Source organism: Desulfococcus multivorans (assembly GCF_001854245.1).
Taxonomy (GTDB): Bacteria; Desulfobacterota; Desulfobacteria; order Desulfobacterales; family Desulfococcaceae; genus Desulfococcus; species Desulfococcus multivorans.
Map to the genome: position 1 here is coordinate 1,449,891 of NZ_CP015381.1, position 24,992 is coordinate 1,474,882.

Here is a 24,992-nt window from a genome sequence, read left to right on the forward strand (position 1 = left end):
GAAACTGCTCGCGACGTTCAGCGTCGACACCCTGACGACTCTGATTCAGGGAGCACCGGATGTTCTCTCTGTATATTGGCGGTGGTTGCAGACGTGCATTCCGCCGTTTTTTCCATGTTCATCGGAAGGGCGGGAAACAGCATTTTGACCGAGGTTCCCCGGCCCTCCCGGCTTTGAATGGATATCGCTCCCCGATGGGCCCTGACGATGCCGAGAACGGCCGAAAGTCCCAATCCCCGACCCGTAAATTTGGTGGTGAAGAAGGGATCGAAGGCGCGGGTATGGGTGTTCGCGGTCATGCCGCATCCCGTATCGGTGATGTCAAGGTAGGCGTAATCACCCTCCGGCAGGTTGTCGTCATGGAACGGGGTTTGGAAGGTATTGCGACCGCAGTAGGTCGTCCCGATGGACAGGGTGATGCGCCCCGGATTTTGTCCAAAGGATTCCGCTGCGTTGGAAACGACGTTGATAACGGCCTGGTTGATCTGGGCGGCATCTCCTTTAATGAACACCGGTTCCTTACTTCTGACGAACAGAATATCCGCCTTGTCCGTAATCGAGATCTTCAGGAGACCGATCATCTCCTCCACCAGTTCGGGTAGGTTGATGGTCTGGGCTGTGATCAGCCCCCGTCCGGCATAGGTCAGCATCATGCTGCTCAGCTCCGCTGCACGTTCGGCCGCCTGCCCTGCCGCTTTGATATTGCGCATGATCGGTGTGTCGGGGCCAAGGGCGACGGCGGCCATCTCCAGGTTGCCCATGATGCCCATCAGCAGGTTGTTGAAATTGTGGGCCACGCTGCCGGCCATAAGGTTCAGACCCTCGAATTTCTGAATTTGAGATTCCAGGATCAGCCGTTCATTTTCCATCCGCTTCTGACGGGTGACGTCCCTTACCACGCAGATGCCGATCTTTTCCCCATGACGGTTCGTGACGGCCTCTGAGCTGACGAGCACATCGATGGGGCTGCCGTCTTTTTTTTGGAATCGGCAGGGGAAATCGGTGACACTTTCATGACCAAAAACCGGCGTCTTATCAGAAGTCGTCAGGGCCGGATCCTCCGGGTGAACCATGAAATAGGCATCCCGGCCAATAACCTCCTCCCGTTTATAACCCATTTCGACAAGCCATTTCCGGTTGACGTCGCAGAACCGCCTGTTCCGGTCGATAGAATGCATCATTACCGGAGACTTGTCGTATATGAACCGGTATCTCGCTTCGCTGTTGAGGAGTTCCCGGGTGCGCTCCTCCAGAGTGTCCTCAATGTGGAGAAGCGCCCGCTCCCGACACGCATTTTCACACAAGGTGATCAGACATTGTGGGTCGAAAGGCTTCCTGGCATATGCGGCGATACCCTGCTGCATCCATCCGAGGGCGAGCTCGGGCCGCGGGTCGTTGGCAATCATGATGAACACACCTTGCGGATGCATCTGCCGGAGTTCCTTCAGGAGTCGGTCTCCGGAGGTGTCGGGTAGCTGATGTTCCAGGACGATGATTTCCGCCTTGCGTTCTCTGAGGCAATTTACGGCTTCGAGACCGCTGAAGGCCGTGGCGGCGTAATACCCCGCGTATTCGAACGCGGATTTCAGCTTCTGGATGCTGGTTGCATCCGGATCGACGATCAGGACACGGGTTTTGATCCGGGAGGTGTGCCCCTTGAGAAGACCATTGACCTGATTGATGAATGTGGTCGTTCGGACGGGGACGGGCAGAAAGGCGTCGGCGCCGAGCCTCGCGGTGATCTGTCTGACATCCTCGCCGGAAAAGGTGGCGGACACCACGAGAATCGGTACGGCATTGAAGGCGGCATATTCCATAGATCGCAGCAGCCGACAGAATCGCCAGCCGTCGATGCCGGGCATATGGAGGTCGGTGACGATCAGGTCCGGCAACGCCGAGGAGAGCATATTTTCCAACGCCTCTCCGGCGGTATCGAAGGCTTGGGCGATAAGACCCTCCTGCGCCAGCATATTGGACAGGACGCGCAATTGAATGACATCGTCGTTGACCACGACGACAAGAGGAGATGTCACGTCTTGAACGGTCATATTCTTCCCTTCAGGTCACCGGCAACGTTAGGGGGTTTCACCTCGGATGTTCATGTGAATTTCAGAGCAACGTCGAATAAAAAACGCAACCTTCGGTGTCTGGAGACCGGTGCCGACAGAAGACGGCCGTCCCCTGTCGGCATCTTTTTGGGCCCACCATCACGAGAGTCGGAAGTCGGGTAAGGACAATCGTGGTCATCTGAAGAGGGCGACGATGAGACGATAGGCCACAATTCGATTGAGAACAAGGGAAAAATTTACTATAATTATTAAGTATTGATAGATGAAATCGAAATCACCATAGCTAAATTTATATATACCGGCATATTAGCCGAAGATACCCTTATGAAAAAAATCGGGAGATATATTGTCAGAGGGCAGCTTGGTCGGGGCGGCATGGGCCGGGTGTACAAGGTCGAAATGCCTGTTACGGGTAAGATTGTCGCATTGAAGCTGCTCAAGCCCGACCCGCTTCTGACGGACCTGCTGGGTTTGGAAAATATCCGGGGAATGTTTGTCCGGGAAGCGGTTACCATGGCGAATTTGAAACACCCGAATCTGCTGGATGTCTGGGATTTTGATGAGGCGGAGGGAATGCCTTTCTACATCATGGATTATCATTGCAACAATCTGGGGACCATGATCGGAGAAAGCCACATGATTGAAAAGCCCTCGCGTCGGATTCCTGCGGAGAAGGCTGTTCGATATATTCGCCAGATACTTGAGGGGTTGGCCTGCCTCCATTATGCCGGTGTGGTTCACCGAGATATCAAACCGTTCAATGTCCTGATCACCGATTACGACACCGTCAAAATCTGTGATTTCGGTCTTTCCAAAATGAGAGGATACCCCTTCAGGGGGCCTTCCAACCTCAAGGTCGGCACACCGGGGTACGCATCCCCGGAACAACAGAAGGATCCGGACGCCGTCGATTTCAGTGCCGACCTTTTTTCGGTGGGGGTGATGTTTTACCGAATGTTGACCGGAATTCTGCCCATGAAGGATCCCGCTTCTCCTCAGGCCCACAATCCGGATCTTGACGTCTTCTGGGACCGCTTTCTTCTCAAAGCCATCGAGCCGTCGCCCCTGCGGCGGTATCGCCGGGCCAGGTCCATGCTGGCGGCGTTGGATGACGTCTATGCCGTTTGGCGCGGCAAGCAGGAAAAAATCTGCCGGTATCCGTATCCGACCGGTCTGGAAGACCTGGCATCCGATGCGCCGGCAACGGTCGAATATGAGAAGCCGAGAAGTCGTCCTTTGAATGTCGATCTCAAAAAGGCACGGAGACTGTTCGGGTTGGATGAGCTTTTCCGACCTCAGGTATACACCGAAAACGATTTCAACGTCGATGTCGACGACGTCGTTGCCGATCGCGCCACTGGTCTTCTGTGGGAGCGGTCCGGATCCGAATATCCCATGACGTGGGATCGTGCCCGCCACTATGTCCGCGGTCTCAACGACCAAGGATTTTCAGGCCGGACCGATTGGCGGCTGCCGACGGTGGCCGAACTCACGACGCTTTTGATGAAGACCTATCCCCAGGAGACCCTTTGCATATCATCGGTTTTTGATGAGACCCAAAGGGGACTATGGAGCAGTGACAGGCGTTCCCCGGCGGCCGCCTGGTATGTCAGCTTGGATCTCGGTTTTGTTGCATGGCATGACCATACGGCGCGTTGTTATGTAAGGGCGGTATGTGATCGCTCAGGCTCGACGGATGAATTCAACGCTGCTCAAGCGACCGGCGAACGCTCTTGATCCAATTGCCTTGGACATTGACGTCAGGCGGAAAAAATGTTGGAAAAAGAATTCCCATTGTCCGAAACGACCTGCCCGGGCATCTACGCTCTTGATCTGTCCCTGGACCGTCTGAAAACCGGCGTCGACAACATCCGGCACGACGTCTATTTCAGCGGCGATTTTCACAAGACGGTTCAGCATTTCATTTTCCAGATCATCGTGAAGCAGACCCAGACCGAGGAAGTGCTGCATCTCGGGAAAGGGGTGAGCCTTACCAGGATTCGGGAGAAGTTCAGACGGCATTGCCGCGAGATTTTGCTTTACGGCATCAACAGCGCCAAATCCGAGCGGGAAATCGAGATTGATCGGTTGGTACAGCTTTCATTGTTAAAGTTGTTGCTGGACGCTATTCCGGAACAGTTCGAGCACTTCGAGGGGCGGCTCAAGGAAATCAGCCGAGGATATGAACTCTCCCACAATCAGGATGATGCCGTTGAACTGGATAAAAAAATAATTACCGTGAAGGAAAATCGCCAGGCCGTCATTCGAGGGGTCGGCCGAGACGTTTTCCTGAACCTCCAGGAGATCAACCAAAAGGACCTGAACGAACTGCGGCGCATCAATTTCGGAGATCGGACGGTGATTCCCGATACGGTCTTTTCCAATCCCATGTTCTTTGCCGAAAACCCTTTTGACGATTATTTCACACTCAAGCATTACGACATCATGTTCGGGCACCGGCCGGAAGATCCGGATCGATACGAGTCGCTCCTCTCGTCCGTCAAAAAAATTCTTTTTGAAATTTATGAAACCCCTCATCTTGCGCCGTTTCATCCGGACGATTCGAGGAGGCACCCCGATTTCGACGGATGCCTGAAAAGGGTGGAAAACATCGATTTTTTTTTCAACAGCTTTCAAACCACCTATCGATACCGATCGTTCCGGAAATCAGGGACGGATAAGGATATTCGCCGTCTCAAAAAGTTTTCGCGGGAGCAAAGAGAGCGTCTTTGGATTCTGTCTCGAAAGTTCGAACAAGATGGTATCCTGGAAAAGATCCTCGCTGTTTATGAAATGCAGCCGGTCTACCTCGAATTCTGTCCGCCCCTGGTTCCTCAGCTTATCGCTCAGTTTCTCATCGATCGGCGGGTCCGAAAGAATGTCGCCGTTCGCCTGAAGCAGATAAGTCGGTTTTACGGAAAAACATTTTCGACGAAACCGCTTCACCGGATTCGCCGGCAGATCTGGTGGACGCGGATTAAGCGCGAATATGGCTATCTGATTCGATTTTTGAAAAATTTTGTTCAGTTTCATAGAGATTTCCAGGATTACAAAGCCATTCGGGAGTCAATGGATCAGATCAACATGGCGACCGATCCGAAAATCATCAATCTCTCCCGTGTAAACAATACCCTTTACGAATTTCTGCTGCCGCACGAGCGTCGTTTTCAGGAAAAACCCATCTCGAGTCATGTCATCCTCAAGGCCGATGTGCGCGGATCCACGACGATCACTCACCGGATGATGATGCGGGACCTGAACCCGGCATCCTACTTCAGTCTTAATTTCTTTGACCCCATTACGGAGATTCTACCGGATTACGGTGCGGAGAAGGTCTTTGTGGAAGGGGATGCCCTCATCCTGTCGATATTTGAACGGGAAAGCGAGTCGGCGGGACGGTACAGCGTGGCCAGGGCCTGCGGTTTGGCGGTCAGTATTCTGTCCATCGTCAAAAGCTGCAACTTGAGAAACGGGAAATACCGCCTGCCGGACATAGAGCTTGGTATCGGCATCACATACACCGCCGGTCGGCCGGCCTTTCTTTTCGACGGTGACCAGCGCATCATGATATCCTCGGCCATCAATATAGCAGACCGCCTGGCCGGGTGCTCCAAGCCGCTGAAGCAGGCCCTTTTCAAGGAAAGCGCCCCGTTCAACCTCTATGTGTTCCAGTCGATGTCGGACGAGGCGATGTCCGAGGTGGATGACGATCTCTTTTTACGCTATAATGTCAACGGGATCGAACTCAGTTCGACCGGATTTCAACAATTGAGAGAAGAAATCGAGATCCAGACCTTTACGGTAAACGCTTCCAGGGCGAGTCGGCACAGCAAAATGAAATTTTACACGGGAAAATTTCCCCTGGTGAGCGGTGAGATTCAACGCCTGGTGATTCGTGAGGCGCCGATTGTCAGAATCGATCCAAACCATTACACGGTGAAGGGACTTACCGATCGAAAGTATTATGAGATATGCACCAACAGGAAGTTGCGGAAAATTGTTGAAAATCTCAGGGGATAACAGCGATCGGTGCTTGCATCGGAGCACAGCGGCATTACCATGGAAGGGTGTGGAATCGGGAAAAAATACAAGAGCGGGAGTTCGGTATCATGGTTACAATCCAGAAAAAGAACAAATACCGGGTCGGCATTCTGTCCGATACCCACGGCCTTCTCCGGAACTGTATTTATAAAGCCTTCGCAAAGGTCGACCTGATCATTCATGCGGGGGATGTGGGCGGAACAGCGGTACTGAGGGAATTGGAAAAGCTTGCCCCGGTCGTCGCGGTGAAAGGGAATACGGACGGCAATTGGGCTGCGGATGCCATTCCAGCTTTTGAGATGGTTTCCGTGGGAGAGATCATGATTTACGTTCTCCATGATCTCATGCAACTGGATTTGGACGCCGGTAGCGCCGGCGTGGACGTTGTCGTCAGCGGACACACGCATCAGCCTTGTATTGAAGAGAAGAATGGCGTCCTGTTCCTGAATCCGGGCAGCGTCGGCCCCCGACGATTCGATTATCCCATTTCAGCAGCGCTTCTTGAGATCAACGACGGAAGATTGTCCCCTAAAATACTCACATTTTAACCATAGTATGGACATCCGTTTCGATTTCATGGAAGGTTGCCCCCGGACAAAAATCAGTCTTTTGGTTAAACGAATTGATTTTAAATGAATATTCAATTATAATCAAGATTTTTAAAGAAACGGTTTCTCGAGCAGCCCATCGGTTTTCCTGTGCGTGGTGATGTCGGACCCGCTTGAATACAGGGGCGGTCCGGCGCGAACGGTTATAGGATCCGCAGGATGAAAATGGGTGCTGATTCCTATAATAATCCCGATTGCAGTGTTAGCCTGCGTGGAAGTCATGAAGTTGACCATCAACGACGTCGCCCGAAGTCTTGATCTCCCCCTCAGCACCGTGGAACGATGGATTCGCCAAGGTCGGATCCCCATCAAGCGGAGCGGACAGACCTATACCGTTGACAGGACGGCTCTGGAGAAGTGGGCTAAATCCCATAAGTTGGCGTTTTCCCTTCAGGACGCCCCGGCCGCCCCTGGAGCGGATGCCGTTGGTGTGCCGGACAGCGAAACGCTCCTGTCCGCGATGAAGCGGGGAGAGATTCTCTACGGGATTCACGGCGATACGACGGATGAGGTCCTGGCGTCGGCGGTGGAGGCGATGACGGTGTTTCCTGCCGAGGTCAAAACGGAGCTGCTTGAGCGACTCCTCGAACGGGAGCGTCTGACATCGACCGGGATCGGAAAAGGCGTCGCTATTCCGCATCCCCGAATGCCGTTTTTGGATGAGATTGATCAGTCGGTTATCGTCACCGGCTTCCTCGACAAGCCGATCGACTACCTGGCTGTAGACAGTCGGCCGGTGTTCGTTCTTTTTTTTCTTCTGAGCCCGACGCCAAAACAGCATCTTCAGATTCTGTCGCGGCTGTCGTTCTGCGTACGTGACGACGCGTTCGTCAGTTTTCTGAAAACCATACCGGATCCTGACGCTTTTGAGGCCAGGATCGAGGCCTTCGAAAGGACCATGAACAAAAAGGGATTGGTGTAGGCGGGTCGATGGGCAGGATGATCCCTCTGCGATACCCCGGGAAATGGAGTATCTTCCGCCTCGATGACCGCATGTTGCTCATCCTGATGGGCATCATCGTCGGAACATGCAGCGGCCTGGCCGCCGTGGCGCTGAGCCGATCCCTCATCGTCCTTCTGGAATGGACGCATGCTTACCGTTATTACTGGTGGGCGTTTTCCCTCCCGGCAGGTGGCGCCATGCTTTCCTCGCTGTTCATGAACAAGATCGTCAAGGAGGGTGCGGGGCACGGCGTGCCGGAGGTGATCTACAGCGTCTCTCGTTATGGCGGGCTTCTTCGTTTCCGCTCCAGCTTCTCCCGTCTCATTTCCAGCTGCCTGACCATCGGCAGCGGCGGTTCCGCCGGACCTGAGGCGCCGGTGGTCATGAGCGGCGCCGCCATCGGTTCCAATATCGCCACCTTTTTCTCCCTCAACGAGCGACAGCGGATCACCCTCGTTGGCTGCGGCGCCGCCGGAGCGATATCTTCGATTTTCAACGCCCCTATTGCCGGAATGGTGTTTACCGTCGAGGTGATTCTAGGTGAATGGACCGCCCTCAACATCATCCCTATCGCCATTGCATCAGTGGCCGGAACGGAGATTTCCCGTGTTCTTCAGGGCAACAATATCGTTTTCGATCATCGCGAGTTCGACATTGGGTTTCCCGACACCTTGGCCAGCTTTGGTCTGGCGGTACTGTGCGCCTTTACGGCTATTCTCTTGACACACGCGCTCAGGGCCATGCCCCGCCATTCGGCCCGTTTGCCCATGCCGGTCTGGATTCGGGCCGCCATCGGCGGCGCTGTGGTCGGTGTTATCGGCAGCTTTTTCCCGGTGGTTCTGGGGGAGGGATATCATTCCATTCAGGAGATGATCGACGGGATTTATACCCCGGGATTTGTTCTGGTGGCGGTGGGGATGCTGGCCAAAGTGGCCGCCACGTCTTTCACACTCGGGTGGGGCGGCTCCGGTGGAATTTTCGCACCGGCCCTGGTGATCGGGAGTCTGGCGGGGTTGACGTTTCATCGTGGACTTGCCTTCGTCTGGCCTTCCGTGGCATGGGTCAATGAAGGTTGCTTTGCGCTGCTGGGAATGGCCGGGTTGATCAGCGGCATGCTCCAGGCTCCTCTGACCGCTATTTTTCTGATTATTGAAATCACCGGCGATTACGGTGTCATTCTGCCGCTCATCATCGTGTCGACCATCTCTTCAACGGTCTGCCAGTACATCGAGCCGGCCTCTTTCTATCTTAAGGAACTGGTGGACAAGGGGCAGCTGCTCCGCCCCGGGACCGACGGCCGGGTGCTGTCGGACCTGAGCATTCAGGAACTCCTCGAGAAAGACTGCATCAGTGTAACTCCCGACATGCTGCTTCGAGACTTCATTGAGATTGTCAAACGGTCCCGGCGGAATCACTTCCCTGTCGAAGATCCCGTAAGCGGGGACTATCTCGGTATGGTCCATCTCGACGATATACGGCCCTATCTCTTCAATCCGGGTATGTATGACGCCGTGGTTCTGGAACAGATTCTGGACAGGGATGTCGAGGTGGTTTCCCTGGACGAAGACCTGACGGAAGTGCTGCAGTTGATGGATGAGAAACACCTGTTCAGCCTGCCGGTCATTTCCAACAAGCGATTTATCGGGATGATCTCCAAGGCAACGCTTCTGGACCGCTATCGTCAGGAACTTCGTGTACAAACGTGCCGATAAGGCGAGGAGATCTTATGGAAGCCCGATTGCTCCACATATTCAGAAACACCCCGTTGGGCAGAGAGACGCTCATGCAATCGATCCATTTCTGCAAGCAGATGGGCGTGACGCCGGTGGTTTACATTCCGGCGTTCATTAAATTTTTGATGTATTTTGAAAACGATGTCGTTCAAGTCGACCTGGACGCGTCCTATCTCACATCACCCGATACCGCCGTCGATCGCGTCTCCGGATTGATGGTCGAATACGGCCTGGAGGCCGGTTTTCTGACGCCCAGGAATTTCACGGCGTCGACCCTCCCGGACATTCCCTCCGATTTTGATTTCATGAGTTGTCCAAGAAGCATCAGCGATCTGTCTTCCAAGATCGGCCTCGGCTACATCGGTCCGCGGGTTCGGCGTATTGTCCGATCTGCTCGTTTTCCGGTGTTGTTGACCAGCCCTGTTTATAAACCCTGGACGAGCATCGCCGTCTTCTTTGGTGGATCCGTCAACGCGTTCAAAGCCTTGAATCTGGGGCTTCGCATCCAGCGGAAAACAGGAATGCCTCTCCGCCTGTTTACCGGAACCGAGGGAAAACATTCCGACGCCTACCGGGAGGCGGTTCGGGAGCAGGGGCTCGACAAGGCGCTCCGGCAATGCGGAGCAGAGTGGCATTTCTGGGAACGGGACGTGGATGAAGAAAATCTCTATGATGTTCCCCATGACGCCTTGGTCGTGCTGGGTGCTTTCGGGCATGGCCTGATTCGCGATTTTGTGTTCGGCAGTACCATGGAAAAGGTTCAGTCGGTTATCTCCAACAACCTCCTGATCGTCGGACCGGCATACGCTGCCGGACGTTGACGGGGAGGCTGCCTTGCGGGACGACGCTCCGATACTGGTGTATCATCCGGGGGCGCTGGGGGATGTCGTGGCGACCTTCGACAACCTCCTCCGTCTGAAGCAACGATTTCCCGGCGGCGTCGAGGGCGTCTGCCAAAACGCTCTCGGCAAGCTTGGGTGTACTCTGGGAATATTCAGGCGCGCATTTCCCGTGGAGTCGTCGGTGTTCGCGGGTTTGTACGCTGAAACGTCGGGCGGTTCCGATCCGGTGCCGGGCAGTCTTTTCCGTCCCTACGGCGGGGTCGTCCTGTTCTCCAATTCCCGGCATCTCGAAAGGGGGATTTCAAGGGTATTTCACGGACCCGTTTACCGAATGCCGCCCCGGCCCCCTATAACTTCTCGAATCCATATTCATGACCATGTTTCCGGGCACCTCGTCGCTGCGGGACTCCTGACGGCGGTGAATGACGGAGCATCCTTTCCCAAAGGCTTTCCGTCCGTAAAACGGCGGAAGGGCGCCTCGAAAACCGTTTTTATCCATCCCGGCTCAGGCAGTCTCCGGAAAAATTGGCCGTCGGCCCGGTTTGCGGCTTTGGCGCGGCGCATCCGACAGGAAGGAATGGTGCCGGAATTTATATTGGGCCCTGCCGAAGACCATATATTTCCACGAATCGCGGAAGATGTATCGGGATGGACGATTCATACCCCCGCCACGCTGGATGCTTTCGTAACGCTCCTTGAACGCGCTGACGGCTATGTCGGCAATGATGGCGGCGCAACGCATCTGGCCGCTTTCCTGGGGCTGCCGACTTTGGCAATTTTTGGTCCTTCGGATCCGGTCCGATGGCGGCCTCGGGGGCGCAGGACGGCGGTAGTGACGCCGGCAGATCTGAATTGCCGGCCTTGTTTTGAGAGAACAGAGGAAAATTGCGAAGGATCGCCGTGTCTTTTGGCCGTCACGGCGCCGGACGTGGCGGCCCGATTGCTGGAACTGCTTTCAGACTGCGGCTGAGGAAAACGTTATCCGAAAAAGCGATACCAGAGACCGGAAGCGACGGCCTGCAGCAGAACCAGCAGGGTGAGAACGATGGAGAGGGCCGCGCCGACGTTGTGCAGGAAGGCGTCCGGTCGTTTTTCCGGGTAGGCTATTATGTACCCTACGGCGATGCCGCTCAGGATCCCGGCGCCGTGGCCCCAGTTGTTGATATTTGGCATAAGACCGATGAGAAACAGGCCGACGAGCCAGCCGCTGACCTGTTTGAACAGTGCTTCGCCGAAAAGGCCGCCCCGGCTTTTTCCATAATATAGCAGGGCCCCGATGAGGCCGCATATGGCGGCGGACGCCCCAATGGTGAAACGAACGCCCGCGAGATAGGATGCGGCGTATCCGGCGATGCCGGTCAGTGTGTAGATGACGATCATCCGGCGGGCGCCGTAAGCCTGGATGGTCAGCGTTCCCAGCTGTTTCAGGGCAATCATGTTGAATAGGATGTGAAGCAGGCTGCCGTGAAGGTAACCGGCGGACACCAGGGACCACCAATTGCCGGCACGGTCGATGGGGATCGTTCCCGATGCACCCAGAAGCAGGAGACTTCCGCTGGACGGCGAGAAGGCCGTCAACGGGTTCATGAAGTTCAGATTCGGGGGATAGAGCAGCAGCGAGAGCAGATACAGGCCGACATTGACGTATATGAGGGCCGGGATGATGCGATATTCCAGTGATGCCCCGCCGAGGTTGACGATAGCCTTCCATGGCGCTCCCGGGCGCGCGGCCCCGCAATACGGGCAGCGGAGCTCGTCCCGTCCGACCAGTTTCCTGCAATGGGGGCAAAGGACTGAATTCTTTTGTGTGTCGTTCACGGCATTCCTTTCGAAGCACATCTTCCCGCCGGTCATCGGACCATCGGGATCATCTGGAATTGAAGCGGCGGGCTTTTTCCATGGCTGCTTCTGCGGCGGAGACATTGCCTCTCCCGCGGAGTGAATCGGCGATCAGCCGCCAGTTCCGGGCATGAAGTTGTGGGTTGTCTTTGGCCAGAAGGTTCGATTTGCGGGCGAGTTGCTCCGCCTGGCTGAAATTCCGGCGGGCCAACTGTATCTTACCCATCAGGTGCCACAATTCCGCATTGTTCGGATCAATGCGAACCGCCCGTTCGGCCGTGGTCTGGGCTTTGTCGAGATCTCCTTTAGCCAGGTATCGGGAGGCTTGGTCGGCAAGCGGGCTGACTGCCGCCAGGAGATAGTCGTTCTTCGTTGCGCTTTTAGCCGTTGACGTATTGCCAACGGACGCCAGGGGCTTGTCGTAGGCGGGCGGGGATAAACGGTTGTCGAGGGTGGACGAAGCTTCGGGGAGCCCACCTGATTTCCCGGCATCTACCGACCTTGTCGTCCCCGTCTGGGGCTGAGGCCGGTTGGCGGGGTATGAAACCGTCGGGCGGGGATAACTGCGCACCGGCGGTTTGGCGCAGCCGACAAAAGTCAACACCACGCCGAAAAAAAAGCATCCCAATACAGTCGACATTTTCATTAAAATAATTCCTTGAACCAGTTGAGGAGATTGTCGGGTCCGGACCTCGACCGTCGTTGGGGGGGCGCAGCCGGCGATTCCGCCGTTCGTTTGGGGATGCGCTGTCTGCAGGCGACGGTTTCCCGCGGTTCCGAACCCCGGATAAACGGCACTGATACGGCACCGGGGCACGCCGGTTCAGCGCGCATTCCCGTTACGGGGTCAACGGCAATGGCTGCTACGTTTTCGGGGGGTGTCAAGGTGAGGGGTGCGGCGGCGATCCGAGACATGATCTTCCCCCAGACCCTGAGCGCACCGGTGGCCCCCGACAGACCGCAGGGCGTGTTGTCGTCACGACCAATCCATACCGCAGCTACGCGATCTCCGGTGAATCCGGCAAACCAACTGTCTCGCATGTCATTCGTGGTTCCGGTCTTTCCAGCGGGCGTCAATCGACGTACCAGACCCTGATCCAGGGATCTGGCGGTGCCGTCGGTGGCAACGGCTTGGAGGGCGGTGTTGAGCAGATAGACGGCCCCAGGATCGATATTCTCCCGGACCGTCAGGGGATAGCGTTGGAGCAACTCGCCGTCGGAACGATAGACCGCCTGGATAGACTGGATCGGAGAGTAGAATCCACCGGACGCCAGAGTCTGGTACATTTGAGTTACCTCGATGGGGGACATCTCCAGCGCTCCTAGAAGGGCTGATGGATATGCAGGAAAATCCCCCTCGACGCCCAGCCGGTTCAGGGTGTCGAACACGGTCGCCAATCCGATGTCCATCCCCAGGCGGACGGCGGCGACATTGTAGGACTGAGCCAACGCCTCATACAGCGGCACGATACCGTGGTGTCGCCGATCATAATTTTTGGGGCTCCAGACGCTCCCGGCGGCCTTGATCTCGACCGGACCGTCATTCAGCGGCGTGACCAGGGTGTAATGCTGCGGTCTCATCAGCGCCGAGAGATAGATCACCGGCTTGACGAGAGATCCGATGGGGCGGCGGGCATCAAGAACCCGGTTGAACCCAGGGTCGCCGGGAAGACGTCCGCCCATCATCGCCACCACCTCATTGGCTGAGGTGGATGTCACCACCGCGGCAATCTCGAGGCTGTTTTTCGGAAGCCCCCTTCCGGATTCGATGGCGTTCAATTCAGTCGTCACCGATGCCTCCAAAGCCATCTGTACCTGGGGGTCAAGGGTCGAGAAGATCCTCAGCCCCTCGGACCTGAGGTCTTTCTCCTCGTATTCCAGGAGAAGCTGGCGTTTGACCAGCTCCATGAAGGCCGGAAAAGGACTGTTGCCCGACGGCGGTCTTGCCAGAATATCCAGCCGGGTCTTCATGGCCAGGTTGGCCTCACCGGGTCGAATCAGTTTCTGGCGGGCCATCATCTTCAGAACCTGGTTCCGACGTGCCAGGGCACGATCCGGGTTCTTACGCGGATCGTAGACTGACGGCCCTTTGAGCATCCCCACAAGCAGAGCTGTTTCACCGGCTCCCAGATCCTCCAGAGATCGGCCGAAATAGAACCGGCTGGCCATACCGAATCCATGAATGGCCCGATTGCCGTCCTGGGCGAGATAGACCTCGTTGATGTAGGCTTCGAAGATCTGGTCCTTGGTGTAAAAAAATTCGAGGCTGAGGGCCATGGCCGCCTCTTCGATTTTTCGACGCAGGGATTTCTCACGGCTCAGGAAAAGATTCTTGACCAGCTGCTGAGTCAGCGTGCTGCCCCCCTGAACAGTCTTCCCCGCCATGATATTGGCCTTGAGGGCCCGGAGGATCGAGAGGGGTTTAATGCCGTAATGTTCATAAAAATCCCGGTCCTCCACCGCCATGATGGTCTGGATGAGAAGGGGGGGGGCTTCACTGAATCTGACCCAGAGCCGATCCTGGTGGTGGGTGGGATAAAAGCTGCCGATGAGGGCCGGGTCGAGACGTGCGATTGAAAGCTGTTCCCCTGTTTCGATATCGCTCAGAGAGCGGATGCGGCCGTTTGCGATGGTGAGCCGAATCTTTTTTGAAGGTTCATGACCGTCGGGAAAGGCGAAGGGGCGGCTGTAAAGGGTAACACGGCCCCCTTTTCTGGAGAAGCTTCCGGGTACGGCGATCCGATCCGCCGGGCGGTAGGAAAGCAGGGAAAGCTCCTTCATCAGAGATGCTTCGTTCATGGCGAGACCGGGATAGAGTTCCAGCGGACGTGCATAGACCCGGGCCGGCAACTCCCATTTTTTGCTCCCGAAACGTTCCCTCGCCTCCCATCCGAGGCGGCCGATATATCCAATGAGTAAAAGAGCGATCAGAACGCCGGCCGTCAGGAAAAGATGCCTTCGAAGTCTCGGTGATTTTTTTTTGATTTTTTTCGCCGTCCTGGATGTCCTCTTTTTCTTCAAACCCTGACTCCGATTCATCATTCCCCGATGATTTTGACCAGTACGCGCTTTTCCCGGCGTCCATCGAATTCGCCGTAAAATATCTGCTCCCAAGTACCCAGATCCAGATGACCACGGGTAACGGCCACCGTAACCTCGCGGCCCATGATTTGGCGTTTCATATGGGCGTCGGCATTATCCTCCCCGACATTGTGGCGGTAGGCCGAAACCGGTTCATGGGGGGCGAGTTTTTCAAGCCAGACGTCATAGTCGTGATGAAGGCCCGACTCGTCGTCGTTGATGAAGACGGAGGCGGTGATGTGCATGGCGTTGACCAGTGCAAGGCCCTCCTGGATACCGCTTTCAACCAAGCATTTCGTGACCTGGGGCGTAATGTTGACGAAGGCCCGGCGGGTCGGTACATGGAACCACAATTCCTTTCTATAGCTCTTCATGGTGTCCTTCCAAAGGGGTTACAGTTTCTTCAGGAGCTGGTTCGCAGCGGTCAGAAGGGGATCCCATACCGGCCCGAAGGGCGGTGCATAGGCCAGATCCGACTGGCTGAAATCGGCTACGGTCATGTGGGCATGAAGCGCGACTGCCGCTGCGTTGATGCGATGCGCACAGCCTTCCCGGCCGACCATCTGTGCCCCCAACAGGCGGCCGGTTTCACGGTCGCCGACCAGGTGGACATGGATCGATGCGCTGCCGGGATGGGCGTGAGCCCGGGATCGGGTTTTGATGGTCACCGTCTCGGGAAGAAAACCCGCCGTCGTCGCTTCATTCTGCGTCAGGCCGGTGCAGGCCACCTCCAGGTCGAAGACCTTGAAGACGGCAGTACCGGCGATTCCCGAGAGACGGGTTTCAATGCCGCAGATATTGTCCGCGGCGGCCCATCCGGCACGGTTCGCCCTCAGCGCCAGGGGAATCCATACCCGCTTACCGGTCACCACGTGAAAAGCATCGGCACAGTCCCCGGCCGAATAAATGTATGGATTCGAGGTGCGGAGGGTCGCGTCGACGGATACGGCACCCATAGGCCCCGTCTCAAGCCCCGCATCAGCCGCGATTCGGCTGTTGGGGGAGATCCCCGCGGCGACGATGACCATATCGCAGGAGATCGTCATGTCGGCGGCACCTACCTTGAAACCCCCGCCGGGCGCTGCAGTGATATTTTCGACGGCACGGCCGTCATGGATCCCGACGCCGTGAGCCTCGAGTTCCGCACGTACACGGGCGGACAACTCCGAATCCATCCAGGGCAGCAGACCGGGCCGGGGTTTAATCATATCCACGGCGATCCCCCGTGCAGCGAGGGCTTCGCACATCTCAAGGGCGATATATCCCATGCCGATGATGACGACCCTGCCGATCTTTCGGCCCGAGAGGTAATGTTTCAGCCTTCGTCCGTCCTCGAGGTTTTTCAGGACCAGGACGCCCGGAAGCTTGATCCCCGGGATTTTCGGCAGGATCGGCGAGGCGCCCGTGGCGATCAGCAACCGGTCGTAGGGACTGGAAAAAGGCCGGCCGTCGGCATCGACGCCTTCCACCCGCCGGGATTCAGGGTCGATCCGTCGGGCCTCGTGGCGGAGGCGAACACGGATACCCTGCTTCTTTTCGAATACGGCGGCCTCGCGGACGACCAGGTCATCCATGTCTCGTTGGGGGTCTGCGATGTTGTAGGGCATGCCGCAGGCGCTGTATGAGACGTCCCGGGTCATCTCCAGGACGGTCACCCGAAGGTTCGGTTGGTGTCGTTTGGCGCGACTGGCGGCGCTCATCCCTGCGGCGTCGCCGCCTATGATGACAAAATCCATGAAGACCTCCTTGTTCTGTGCGGTTTGGGTTGAAGCATCGCCTCCGGCGGTAATGTTATGCCATCGCGGAGGCGGATCCGGACGCGGGACAACCGTCTCGGTTTCGGGCGTTCAGTTGACCGCATGCGGCGGAAATGTCCTGTCCCTTGCTGTGGCGGATGACGGCGGTATAGTTTTGGCTGGTGAGGATTTCCTGGAATTTCAAAATCCGAGCTTCATCGGGACGGCAAAACGGGCTGCCGTCGTGTTCGTTGAATGGGATCAGATTGATTTTGGCACGGACCGGACGCAGGAGGTCGACCAGGCGGCGGGCGTCCTTGTCCCCGTCGTTGACGCCGTCGATCAGGATGTATTCAAAGGTGATGCGTCGGCGCGGCTTGAGAGGGTATTCCCGGCAGGCCGCCATGAGAACCTCGATGGGATATCTCCGGTTGATGGGCATCAGGCGGGAACGGGTCTTGTTATCTGCCGCGTTTAGTGATATTGCAAGATTTACTTCCGTTTCCCGCCCCAGACGATCGAGTTGGGCCGCCAGACCGGCAGTGGAAACAGTAACCCGCCTGGCAGAAAATTTCAGGCCGCTGTCGGCGTCCGTGATGATTTGCAGAGCCCGGATGACGTGGGTGAGGTTGGCCAGCGGTTCCCCCATGCCCATAAATACGATGTTGGTCAGACGACGTGGGTCGGCGGCGGGGATGTCTAAAACGGCGTCGCGAACCTGGGCGATGATTTCGCCCATGGTGAGGTTGCGGATAAACCCCTCCTGCGCGGTCAGACAGAATCGGCATCCCTGAGCGCAGCCGACCTGGCTTGATATGCAGAGGGTGTAATGCTCTTTTTCGGGGATCAAAACCGATTCGATGAAGCGGCCGTCGTTCAGTCGCAACAGATATTTTCGGGCGCCGTCGCGGGCGGTTTCAACCGCGGTTCGATGCAGCCGGCCGATGACGAACCGCGCCGCCAGCTGCCGACGCAGGGGTTTGTTCAGGTCCGACATCTCTTCGAACCGGTCGACCTGGTGTTGGTAGATCCATTTAAAGATCTGTCCGGCCCGGTAAGGGGCGATACGCTCTTCCTGAAGTAGGCAGATGAGATCTGCCCGGGTGAGTTCCTTGATATCGATCGGCGTGGGTAGGTAATTCATTTTATATTGTTTTTACAAGAAGATCCAAAAATGATTTTTCTTGACATTACCTTGTTTGCATATTAAATTCAAGAATTTTAATTTGAAGTGAAATTGGTGCAGTTATGTTTGACAGTCTGAGCAGCAGGCTTGAAGGGGTATTTAAAAAGCTCAAGGGGCACGGCAAACTCACCGAGAAGAACGTCGAAGAGGGCCTGAGGGAGGTCCGGATGGCGCTCCTCGAGGCTGATGTTCATTACCGTGTAGCCAAAAAATTCATTGCCGATGTCAAAGCCCGCGCTCTTGGCCAGGAAGTCATGAAGAGTCTGACGCCGGGGCAGCAGGTCGTCAAGATTGTCAACGAAGAACTGACGCGTCTCATGGGTGAGAGCCTCGAAGACCTCAATCTTTCCGGCACCAGACCCGTATCGGTGATGCTTGTGGGGCTTCAGGGGTCCGGTAAGACGACGACGTCGGGAAAGCTTGCGGTTTATCTCAAAAAGAAAGGGAAAAAGCCGTATCTGGTGCCGGCGGACGTTTACCGTCCCGCAGCTATCGACCAGTTGAAAAAGTTGGGAGGGCAGATCGGCGTGCCGGTATTTCCGTCGGAAACCGAAATGGATCCGGTGGAGATTTGCGACAAGGCGAGGACCGCTGCCCAGAAGGCGGGGTGCGACGTCCTGCTGCTGGATACCGCGGGCCGCCTTCATCTGGATGCGGAGCTGATGGCGGAACTCGTTCGGATTCGGGATGCGGTGATGCCTTCGGACATTCTGCTGGTTGCCGATGCCATGACGGGGCAGGACGCGGTGAACATCTCGGAATCCTTTGACAAAGCCCTGGACCTCGGGGGTGTCATTCTATCCAAGATGGACGGCGATGCCAGGGGTGGTGCGGCTTTGTCTATTCGCGCGATTACGGGAAAGCCCATCAAATTTATCGGCGTCGGTGAAAAATTGACCCAACTTGAAGCCTTTCACCCCGACCGGATCGCATCGAGCATTCTGGGGATGGGAGACGTCCTGACTCTCATCGAAAAGGCCCAGTCGGTGATGGACGAGGAAAAGGCGGTCGAGCTCGAAAAAAAACTGAGGAAGAGCCAGTTCACCCTGGAAGATTTCAAGGATCAGATGGTCCAGATCCGAAAAATGGGATCCCTTGGAGACCTGATCGGTATGATCCCGGGGATGAAAACAAATAAACAGTTCAAGAACCTTGACGTCGACGAGACCGAGTTGGTTCGTATCGAGGCGATCATCAATTCCATGACGCCGCATGAACGGTCCCATCATCAAGTGATCAACGGGAGCCGGCGAAAGCGGATCGCACGGGGAAGCGGTACCCAGGTGCAGGACGTGAACCGGCTCCTGAAAAATTATACTCAGGTCATGAAAATGATCAAAAAACTCAACAAAGGCGGCATACGCGGATTTGGCCGTGGAATGCTGCCGTTTTGAAAGGAGATGTTGGAAGCGGTATGTCAGTAAAAATCAGACTCGCCAGGCATGGCGCAAAAAAGAGGCCGTTTTACAGAATTGTTGTCGCAAACATTGAAAGTCCGAGAGACGGACGGTTTCTGGAGGTTGTCGGCACCTATAATCCGTTGCCTGATCCGGCAGAGGTGAACCTGAAAGGGGATCGCGTTAAATACTGGATGGCGCAGGGTGCGGAGCCGACGGATACCGTAAGGAACCTTCTTAAAAAACAAGGACTGCTGACCAACCCCTGATCGTCGTCTTTACCCCTGACTCTCTTGAACCCTTTAAGGAGGCGGAGCTATGAAAGATCTGATTAAGTACATTGCGCAGGCACTGGTTGACAATCCTGATCAGGTATCGGTAGAGGAGGTTGAGGGAAACCAGACCTCAGTGCTCGAACTCAAAGTGGCAAAAGAGGATCTGGGGAAAGTCATCGGGAAACAGGGGCGTACGGCAAGAGCGATGCGTACGATACTGAGTGCGGCTTCCGCCAAGGTGAAAAAGCGCACGGTGCTTGAAATTTTAGAGTAGAGTGGTGAAGGAAGAGGCCTGTTTCATTATTGGAAAAATCATCGGGGTTCATGGTGTCCGGGGAAACCTGAAACTATACCCTCATATCGAATCCATGGCGCTTCTGGAGCCCGGCGTGACGGTATATGTCGGGAACCCTGAAAACACCGGCGCAACGTACGCGATTCGCTGGGCAAAGCCCCACCATCGTACGATACTCCTGGCGCTTGACAATGTGACGGATCGGGATACGGCCGAAGCCCTGGTGGGGAACGACGTGTTCACGGAAAAATCGCGATTGCCGGTGTTGGAGGAGGGGCACTACTATTGGGCTGATCTGATCGGCCTTGCCGTTCGAACGACGGCGTTCAGAGAGTTGGGGATCATTGCGTCCATATTCCGGACGGGAAGCAATGATGTCTATGTGATTCGGGACGGCAAAAGCGAAATGTTGATTCCGGCCCTCGCCTCGGTGGTGAAAAATGTGGATCTGAAGCACGGCACCATGACGGTGGATCTTCCCGAGGGACTGATCCCGAGGGACTGATATAGACGCAAGGGACCTCTTTTTGTGGGAATCATGGGTACGGCGATGTCGGACGCAGAGGTGCCGGCGTGCCGGAATGTTTGTTTCAGAGGCCTTCATGAGATGATTTTTCGGGTACTTACCATTTTCCCCGAGCTGTTTGATGCGTTCTGGGAAAACAGTATCATCAAGCGGGCGATCGAGGGTCACCACATCTCCGCGGCAGCTGTTGATATTCGACGATATACATCGGATAAACACCGCACCACGGATGATCGGCCTTACGGCGGCGGACCGGGAATGGTCATGAAACCCGAGCCTCTTGCCAAGGCTATCCAGGCGGCCAAGAAAATCACCCCTTTTTCCCGAACGGTGCTGATGACGCCCCAAGGGCGGCGATTCAATCAGTCCCTGGCCCATGAGCTGGCCCGGGAGGAGGGGGTGATTTTTGTATGCGGCCGTTATGAAGGGGTTGACGAGAGGATCTTCAATCAGTACATCGACGACGAAATCTCCATCGGTGATTATGTCCTCACCGGAGGCGAACTGCCGGTAATGATCATCATCGACGCGGTGACCCGCCTTCTGCCCGGTGTTCTGGGCGGTGCGGATTCCGCGGAAAAAGACTCATTTTCCGAGGGACTTCTGGAGCATGCCCATTATACCCGGCCAAGGGATTTTGAGGGGGACCGGGTTCCCGATGTTCTTCTTTCGGGCAACCATCAGGCTATAGAACAATGGCGTACCGAGACTGCCCTGATAAGAACGTTTCTCAAACGTCCGGACTTGATGGAAGACCGGGCCTTTACAGCCCGGGAGATCAACATTTTGAGAAAATGGTCTACCGAGATTGAAAGAATTGTTGAAACCCAAAATTTATCTCGCGCTGATTCACTACCCGGTCGTGAATAAAAACGGCGACACTGTCGCTGCGGCGGTGACGAATCTGGACTTGCACGATATCGCCAGACTGGCCAGAACTTACGGGGCTAAAGCCTTTTATGTGATCACTCCCCTGTCGGACCAACGGAAATTGGCCCGCCGGATTATATCCCACTGGGTGGAAGGCGGCGGAGGTGATTACAACCCCGCCCGAAAAGATGCGCTTTCCATCATCCGGATCAAGGAGAGGTACGAAGAGATGATCGATGAGATCACCGCAGAGGGGCAAGGCGTGCCCAAAACCGTGGTGACATCCGCGCGGAAAGCGCCGGGCAGTTTGAGCTGTGACCGGCTTCGCTGTATGCTGGCGCAAGGAGAGCCCTTTGTTCTCAATTTCGGCACGGCATGGGGCTTATCAGAGGAATTCATTCATGCAGCGGATTATCTGCTCGAGCCGATTACCGGGGGAACCCATTACAATCACCTGTCCGTCAGATCTGCGGCATCCATCATCGTGGACCGTCTTTTAGGCGGATCGTGTGAACAACATCAACATACCGAAATAGTTGGTTAGAGGGAATTATGAAACTATTGGAAAAAATGGAAAGGGAGATGATGCGTCTTGACGTACCGGATTTCATTCCCGGAGATACCGTCAAGGTGCATGTTAAAATCAAAGAGGGCGAAAAAGAACGTATCCAGGTCTTTCAAGGGGTGGTGATCAGCCGGCATCGGGGCATGGTCAATGCGACCTTCACCGTAAGGAAGGTATCCTACGGCGTCGGGGTCGAACGTATTTTTCCGTTGCATTCCCCCATCATCGACAAAATCGAGGTGGTCACCAAGGGGCGGGTTCGGCGATCTAAAATTTACTATCTTCGCAAGCTTCGGGGGAAGGCCGCTCGAATCAAGGAGAAACGCCTCAATTAATTCAAAGCCCACCATGTGGTCATTCGAAGCCCATGCCCGGAAAAAAGGTTTTGCGTCCATTGCGGGCGTTGACGAGGCCGGCCGGGGCCCCCTGGCCGGCCCTGTTGTCTCTGCCGCCGTGATGTTGCCTTCCGATTGGTTTGAGAACGGGTTGACGGCGGTAGGGACAATAGCGATTGACGATTCGAAGAAACTGGCGCCCCGGAAGCGGGAGATCCTCTTTGACCGCATTTATCGGGATGCCCCGGGCGTGGGGGTCGGCGTGGTGACTGCCGAGGAGATTGATCGCACGAATATCCTCCAGGCCGCTCTCCGGTCCATGGTCTTGGCGGTCAGGAATCTCGTTCTTCAGCCGGACTATCTTCTGGTCGACGGCCTTTTTCCGATTCCCATGGACCTGCCCCAGGAGCCGATTGTCAAGGGGGATGCCAAAAGCATATCCATTGCCGCAGCATCCATCGTCGCAAAGGTCACCAGAGACCGGCTCATGGAATGTTACCATCGGCAATACCCCCAATACGGCTTTTCCAGTCACAAAGGATACCCCACCCGGGCCCACCGTCTCGCCGTCGCTCTTTATGGCCCGAGCCCCATCCATCGCAAAACTTTCAAAGGTGTTCGTGAATATGTTGAATAAATCTCAGAAATTTGGCCGGGCGAGTGAGGCTTTGGCCGCTGACATTCTGAGACGATCGGGGTATCGTATTCTTGCCCGGAATTATCGGACGAAAATGGGTGAGATCGATATCATCGCCCGGGATGGAGAGACCATCGTATTCGTAGAGGTGAAGGCTCGTCGGGACAGGGGGCATTACGGTCATCCCAAATACGCCGTGACGCGAGCCAAGCAGCAGAAGATATCCAAAACAGCGCTTTATTATCTCAAGGGGACCGGGCAGATGGGCTGCAGCGCGCGTTTTGATGTCGTTACCCTCACACCCTGCGGCGATGACGTCCGGTGCGAGATCGTCAGAAATGCCTTCGAGCTTGCCTACGGCTGATCAATCCTGTCACCGGCAGCATGCGCCCCCTGGTCAGGGTAGGGATGGTGCCGACTGAATGCCCTTATCGCAGGCGGGCGGCGAAAGATTCGGGGTATCCCGCGTCGAGAATTTTGCGGATCGCCGTATCGATATCGTAACTGACCCGACGCACCTCCACCGATGACGCCGATATATCCCAAATGACATATTTGGCACGGTTGTCCCCGTCCCTGGGCTGGCCTACACTTCCCACGTTGATGAGATAGGCGGCGTCGTTTTCCAGAACGGCAACGCCCCGGGAGAACGGCAGGTAACGGGCGGATCCGCCGCGTACCCGAATCAGGTTCAACTCATGGGTGTGGCCGATGAAACAGTGCTTTTCGTCGATGCGGTGAAATGCGCGGCATATCTTGCGCTCCCGCATCTGGTAGAGGTAGAGGAACGGAGACTTCGGGGGAAATCCGTGAACGAACCGGGATCCCCATCGGATCAATAGGGACGGCATGCGATGGATATCCGCCAGGGTTTGAGAGGACAGCCCCGCGAAGGTCGATTGGAGTGTTGCCTGAACCTGTGGATTGAACCATTTGAAGAACCGAGGATATCTCACCGCCATTTCATGGTTTCCGAGAACCGAGAGGATGCCGCGCTCCCGAATCAACGCCATTACCGCTTCGGATTCGGCGCCGTATCCAATGTTATCACCCACTGAGACGATATGCTGGATTCCGGATCCGTCAATGTCCCTCAATACCGATTGAAACGCTTCGAGGTTTCCGTGGATGTCGGCAATGACGGCTATCCGCATGGCGTTTTTTTCAAATGGACAGCGGGATAACGTTCAGGTACCAGTTGATGAGACGGGGGCCGAAAAAGACGTAAATCGCTGCACCGGCTGAGAGAAAAGGGGCGAAAGGGACGGCCAGCTTCATGGTCTTCCCGCCGGTGATCATGAGTCCGACGCCCACGAGGGTTCCCAGGGCGGAACCGACGAACAGCGTGAACAGAACGCCCTTCCACCCGATGAGCGCTCCGATCATGGCCAGGAGCTTGATATCTCCACCGCCCATGCCGTCTGTTTTCTTGAGAGCGCTGTAACTCCAGGCGACGATGTAGAGGCTTCCTCCCCCGAACAGGATGCCTAAAAGAGCGTCTTTTACCGTCATCGACGGTACGGCCAATGAGGCGAGGAAGAACAAGGGGATTCCCGGGAGGGAAATGACGTCGGGAATGATCCTGTGATCGATGTCGATGAGACTGACGACCCAGAGCGTCGATAGGAACGTGAAGTAAACGATGGCTGACAGGCTTGCACCGAAAGTGGCGAATATGGCTGTCGCCGTAAGGCCGGTCGCCAGCTCGAGGGCCGGATATCGAAGCGGGATGGAGACACCGCAGTCTCGGCATCGACCTTTCAGGAGGGCATAGCTCAGCAGGGGAATATTGTTGTGGAACCGGATGGGCGCTCCGCATACCGGACAGGCGGACGGAGGGCGAACAATGGATTTCGCACGGGGGATCCGAAAGATGCAGACGTTCAGGAAGCTGCCGATGCACAGCCCGAAAACGAACACCACAAAGTGGATCAGGACCGATGGGTATATGGCCATGATAAATATATAGAAAGTTGAATGTCGGATGATTCCGCAAGGAATTTGAATTCAGGAC

The 24,992-nt window shown here is 55.9% G+C and carries 25 protein-coding genes; 16 read left to right on the forward strand and 9 right to left on the reverse strand.

Annotated elements, in window-relative coordinates; all coding sequences use genetic code 11:
* Positions 1-17: 17 nt before the first annotated feature.
* Positions 18-2,048 (reverse strand): response regulator, encoded by a 2,031-nt coding sequence (locus dmul_RS06255; protein WP_020876575.1) that lies wholly within the window; start codon positions 2,046-2,048, stop codon positions 18-20.
* Between the two features lie 345 nt (positions 2,049-2,393).
* Between dmul_RS06255 and dmul_RS06260 the strand changes: the two genes are divergently transcribed.
* The 7 genes from dmul_RS06260 (at position 2,394) to dmul_RS06290 (ending at position 11,206) form a co-directional block, all read left to right on the forward strand.
* On the forward strand, positions 2,394-3,806 hold the full coding sequence (locus tag dmul_RS06260) for a protein kinase domain-containing protein (protein ID WP_070962263.1): 1,413 nt from the start codon (positions 2,394-2,396) through the stop codon (positions 3,804-3,806).
* 36 nt (positions 3,807-3,842) lie between these two features.
* Entirely contained in the window at positions 3,843-6,089 is a 2,247-nt protein-coding gene (locus dmul_RS06265; protein ID WP_020876573.1) for a nucleotidyl cyclase domain-containing protein, read from the forward strand.
* Between the two features lie 89 nt (positions 6,090-6,178).
* Complete coding sequence (locus tag dmul_RS06270) at positions 6,179-6,658, forward strand: metallophosphoesterase family protein (RefSeq protein WP_020876572.1); 480 nt, start codon at positions 6,179-6,181, stop codon at positions 6,656-6,658.
* Between the two features lie 280 nt (positions 6,659-6,938).
* Entirely contained in the window at positions 6,939-7,640 is a 702-nt protein-coding gene (locus dmul_RS06275) for a PTS sugar transporter subunit IIA (RefSeq protein WP_040414875.1), read from the forward strand.
* Positions 7,641-7,648: 8 nt separating this feature from the next.
* Entirely contained in the window at positions 7,649-9,373 is a 1,725-nt protein-coding gene (locus dmul_RS06280; RefSeq protein ID WP_020876570.1) for a chloride channel protein, read from the forward strand.
* A 14-nt stretch (positions 9,374-9,387) separates the two neighbouring features.
* Positions 9,388-10,215 (forward strand): universal stress protein, encoded by an 828-nt coding sequence (locus dmul_RS06285; RefSeq protein WP_020876569.1) that lies wholly within the window; start codon positions 9,388-9,390, stop codon positions 10,213-10,215.
* 13 nt (positions 10,216-10,228) lie between these two features.
* On the forward strand, positions 10,229-11,206 hold the full coding sequence (locus dmul_RS06290; protein WP_020876568.1) for a glycosyltransferase family 9 protein: 978 nt from the start codon (positions 10,229-10,231) through the stop codon (positions 11,204-11,206).
* Positions 11,207-11,214: 8 nt separating this feature from the next.
* On the opposite strand, the gene dmul_RS06295 is transcribed toward dmul_RS06290, so the two are convergent.
* The 6 genes from dmul_RS06295 to rlmN are packed head-to-tail and all read right to left on the reverse strand — an operon-like array spanning position 11,215 to position 18,036.
* Positions 11,215-12,054 carry a rhomboid family intramembrane serine protease gene (locus dmul_RS06295; RefSeq protein WP_234979143.1) on the reverse strand — a complete coding sequence of 280 codons (840 nt, stop codon included), beginning with the start codon at positions 12,052-12,054 and terminating at the stop codon, positions 11,215-11,217.
* Between the two features lie 49 nt (positions 12,055-12,103).
* A complete protein-coding gene (locus tag dmul_RS06300) occupies positions 12,104-12,721 on the reverse strand; it encodes a tetratricopeptide repeat protein (protein ID WP_020876566.1) in 618 nt (205 codons plus the stop codon).
* On the reverse strand, positions 12,721-15,096 hold the full coding sequence (gene mrcB / locus dmul_RS06305; RefSeq protein WP_159449715.1) for a penicillin-binding protein 1B: 2,376 nt from the start codon (positions 15,094-15,096) through the stop codon (positions 12,721-12,723). The genes dmul_RS06300 and mrcB overlap by 1 nt, the downstream gene beginning before the upstream one ends.
* Before the next feature lie 17 nt (positions 15,097-15,113).
* Positions 15,114-15,530 (reverse strand): secondary thiamine-phosphate synthase enzyme YjbQ, encoded by a 417-nt coding sequence (locus dmul_RS06310; protein ID WP_020876564.1) that lies wholly within the window; start codon positions 15,528-15,530, stop codon positions 15,114-15,116.
* 18 nt (positions 15,531-15,548) lie between these two features.
* Positions 15,549-16,892: an FAD-dependent oxidoreductase gene (locus dmul_RS06315; RefSeq protein ID WP_020876563.1), complete on the reverse strand. Its 1,344-nt coding sequence runs from the start codon at positions 16,890-16,892 to the stop codon at positions 15,549-15,551.
* 55 nt (positions 16,893-16,947) lie between these two features.
* Positions 16,948-18,036, reverse strand: a complete 1,089-nt coding sequence (rlmN, locus tag dmul_RS06320; RefSeq protein WP_020876562.1) for a dual-specificity RNA methyltransferase RlmN — start codon at positions 18,034-18,036, stop codon at positions 16,948-16,950.
* A gap of 104 nt (positions 18,037-18,140) precedes the next feature.
* On the opposite strand from rlmN, the gene ffh reads away from it, so the two are divergent.
* From ffh to dmul_RS06365, 9 genes are all read left to right on the forward strand, one after another.
* The gene (gene ffh, locus dmul_RS06325; RefSeq protein ID WP_020876561.1) at positions 18,141-19,472 is read left to right on the forward strand and encodes a signal recognition particle protein; all 1,332 of its coding nucleotides are present in this window, start codon (positions 18,141-18,143) and stop codon (positions 19,470-19,472) included.
* Between the two features lie 20 nt (positions 19,473-19,492).
* A complete protein-coding gene (rpsP, locus tag dmul_RS06330) occupies positions 19,493-19,744 on the forward strand; it encodes a 30S ribosomal protein S16 (protein ID WP_020876560.1) in 252 nt (83 codons plus the stop codon).
* Positions 19,745-19,793: 49 nt separating this feature from the next.
* A complete protein-coding gene (locus dmul_RS06335) occupies positions 19,794-20,024 on the forward strand; it encodes a KH domain-containing protein (RefSeq protein WP_020876559.1) in 231 nt (76 codons plus the stop codon).
* A gap of 1 nt (position 20,025) precedes the next feature.
* Positions 20,026-20,550, forward strand: coding sequence for a ribosome maturation factor RimM (gene rimM, locus dmul_RS06340; RefSeq protein ID WP_040414871.1), 525 nt, complete (start codon positions 20,026-20,028; stop codon positions 20,548-20,550).
* A 102-nt stretch (positions 20,551-20,652) separates the two neighbouring features.
* Complete coding sequence (gene trmD, locus dmul_RS06345; RefSeq protein ID WP_020876557.1) at positions 20,653-21,441, forward strand: tRNA (guanosine(37)-N1)-methyltransferase TrmD; 789 nt, start codon at positions 20,653-20,655, stop codon at positions 21,439-21,441.
* A complete protein-coding gene (locus tag dmul_RS06350) occupies positions 21,392-21,985 on the forward strand; it encodes an RNA methyltransferase (RefSeq protein ID WP_144016475.1) in 594 nt (197 codons plus the stop codon). Before trmD ends, dmul_RS06350 begins: the two co-directional genes overlap by 50 nt.
* Positions 21,986-21,993: 8 nt before the next feature.
* On the forward strand, positions 21,994-22,341 hold the full coding sequence (rplS, locus tag dmul_RS06355; protein ID WP_020876555.1) for a 50S ribosomal protein L19: 348 nt from the start codon (positions 21,994-21,996) through the stop codon (positions 22,339-22,341).
* 13 nt (positions 22,342-22,354) lie between these two features.
* Positions 22,355-22,978: a ribonuclease HII gene (locus dmul_RS06360; RefSeq protein WP_020876554.1), complete on the forward strand. Its 624-nt coding sequence runs from the start codon at positions 22,355-22,357 to the stop codon at positions 22,976-22,978.
* Complete coding sequence (locus dmul_RS06365; RefSeq protein WP_020876553.1) at positions 22,968-23,342, forward strand: YraN family protein; 375 nt, start codon at positions 22,968-22,970, stop codon at positions 23,340-23,342. Before dmul_RS06360 ends, dmul_RS06365 begins: the two co-directional genes overlap by 11 nt.
* Before the next feature lie 64 nt (positions 23,343-23,406).
* On the opposite strand, the gene dmul_RS06370 is transcribed toward dmul_RS06365, so the two are convergent.
* Both dmul_RS06370 and dmul_RS06375 read right to left on the reverse strand, forming a co-directional pair.
* Entirely contained in the window at positions 23,407-24,132 is a 726-nt protein-coding gene (locus dmul_RS06370) for a metallophosphoesterase family protein (protein ID WP_020876552.1), read from the reverse strand.
* Positions 24,133-24,142: 10 nt separating this feature from the next.
* Positions 24,143-24,934 carry a prepilin peptidase gene (locus tag dmul_RS06375; protein WP_020876551.1) on the reverse strand — a complete coding sequence of 264 codons (792 nt, stop codon included), beginning with the start codon at positions 24,932-24,934 and terminating at the stop codon, positions 24,143-24,145.
* Positions 24,935-24,992 lie beyond the last annotated feature (58 nt).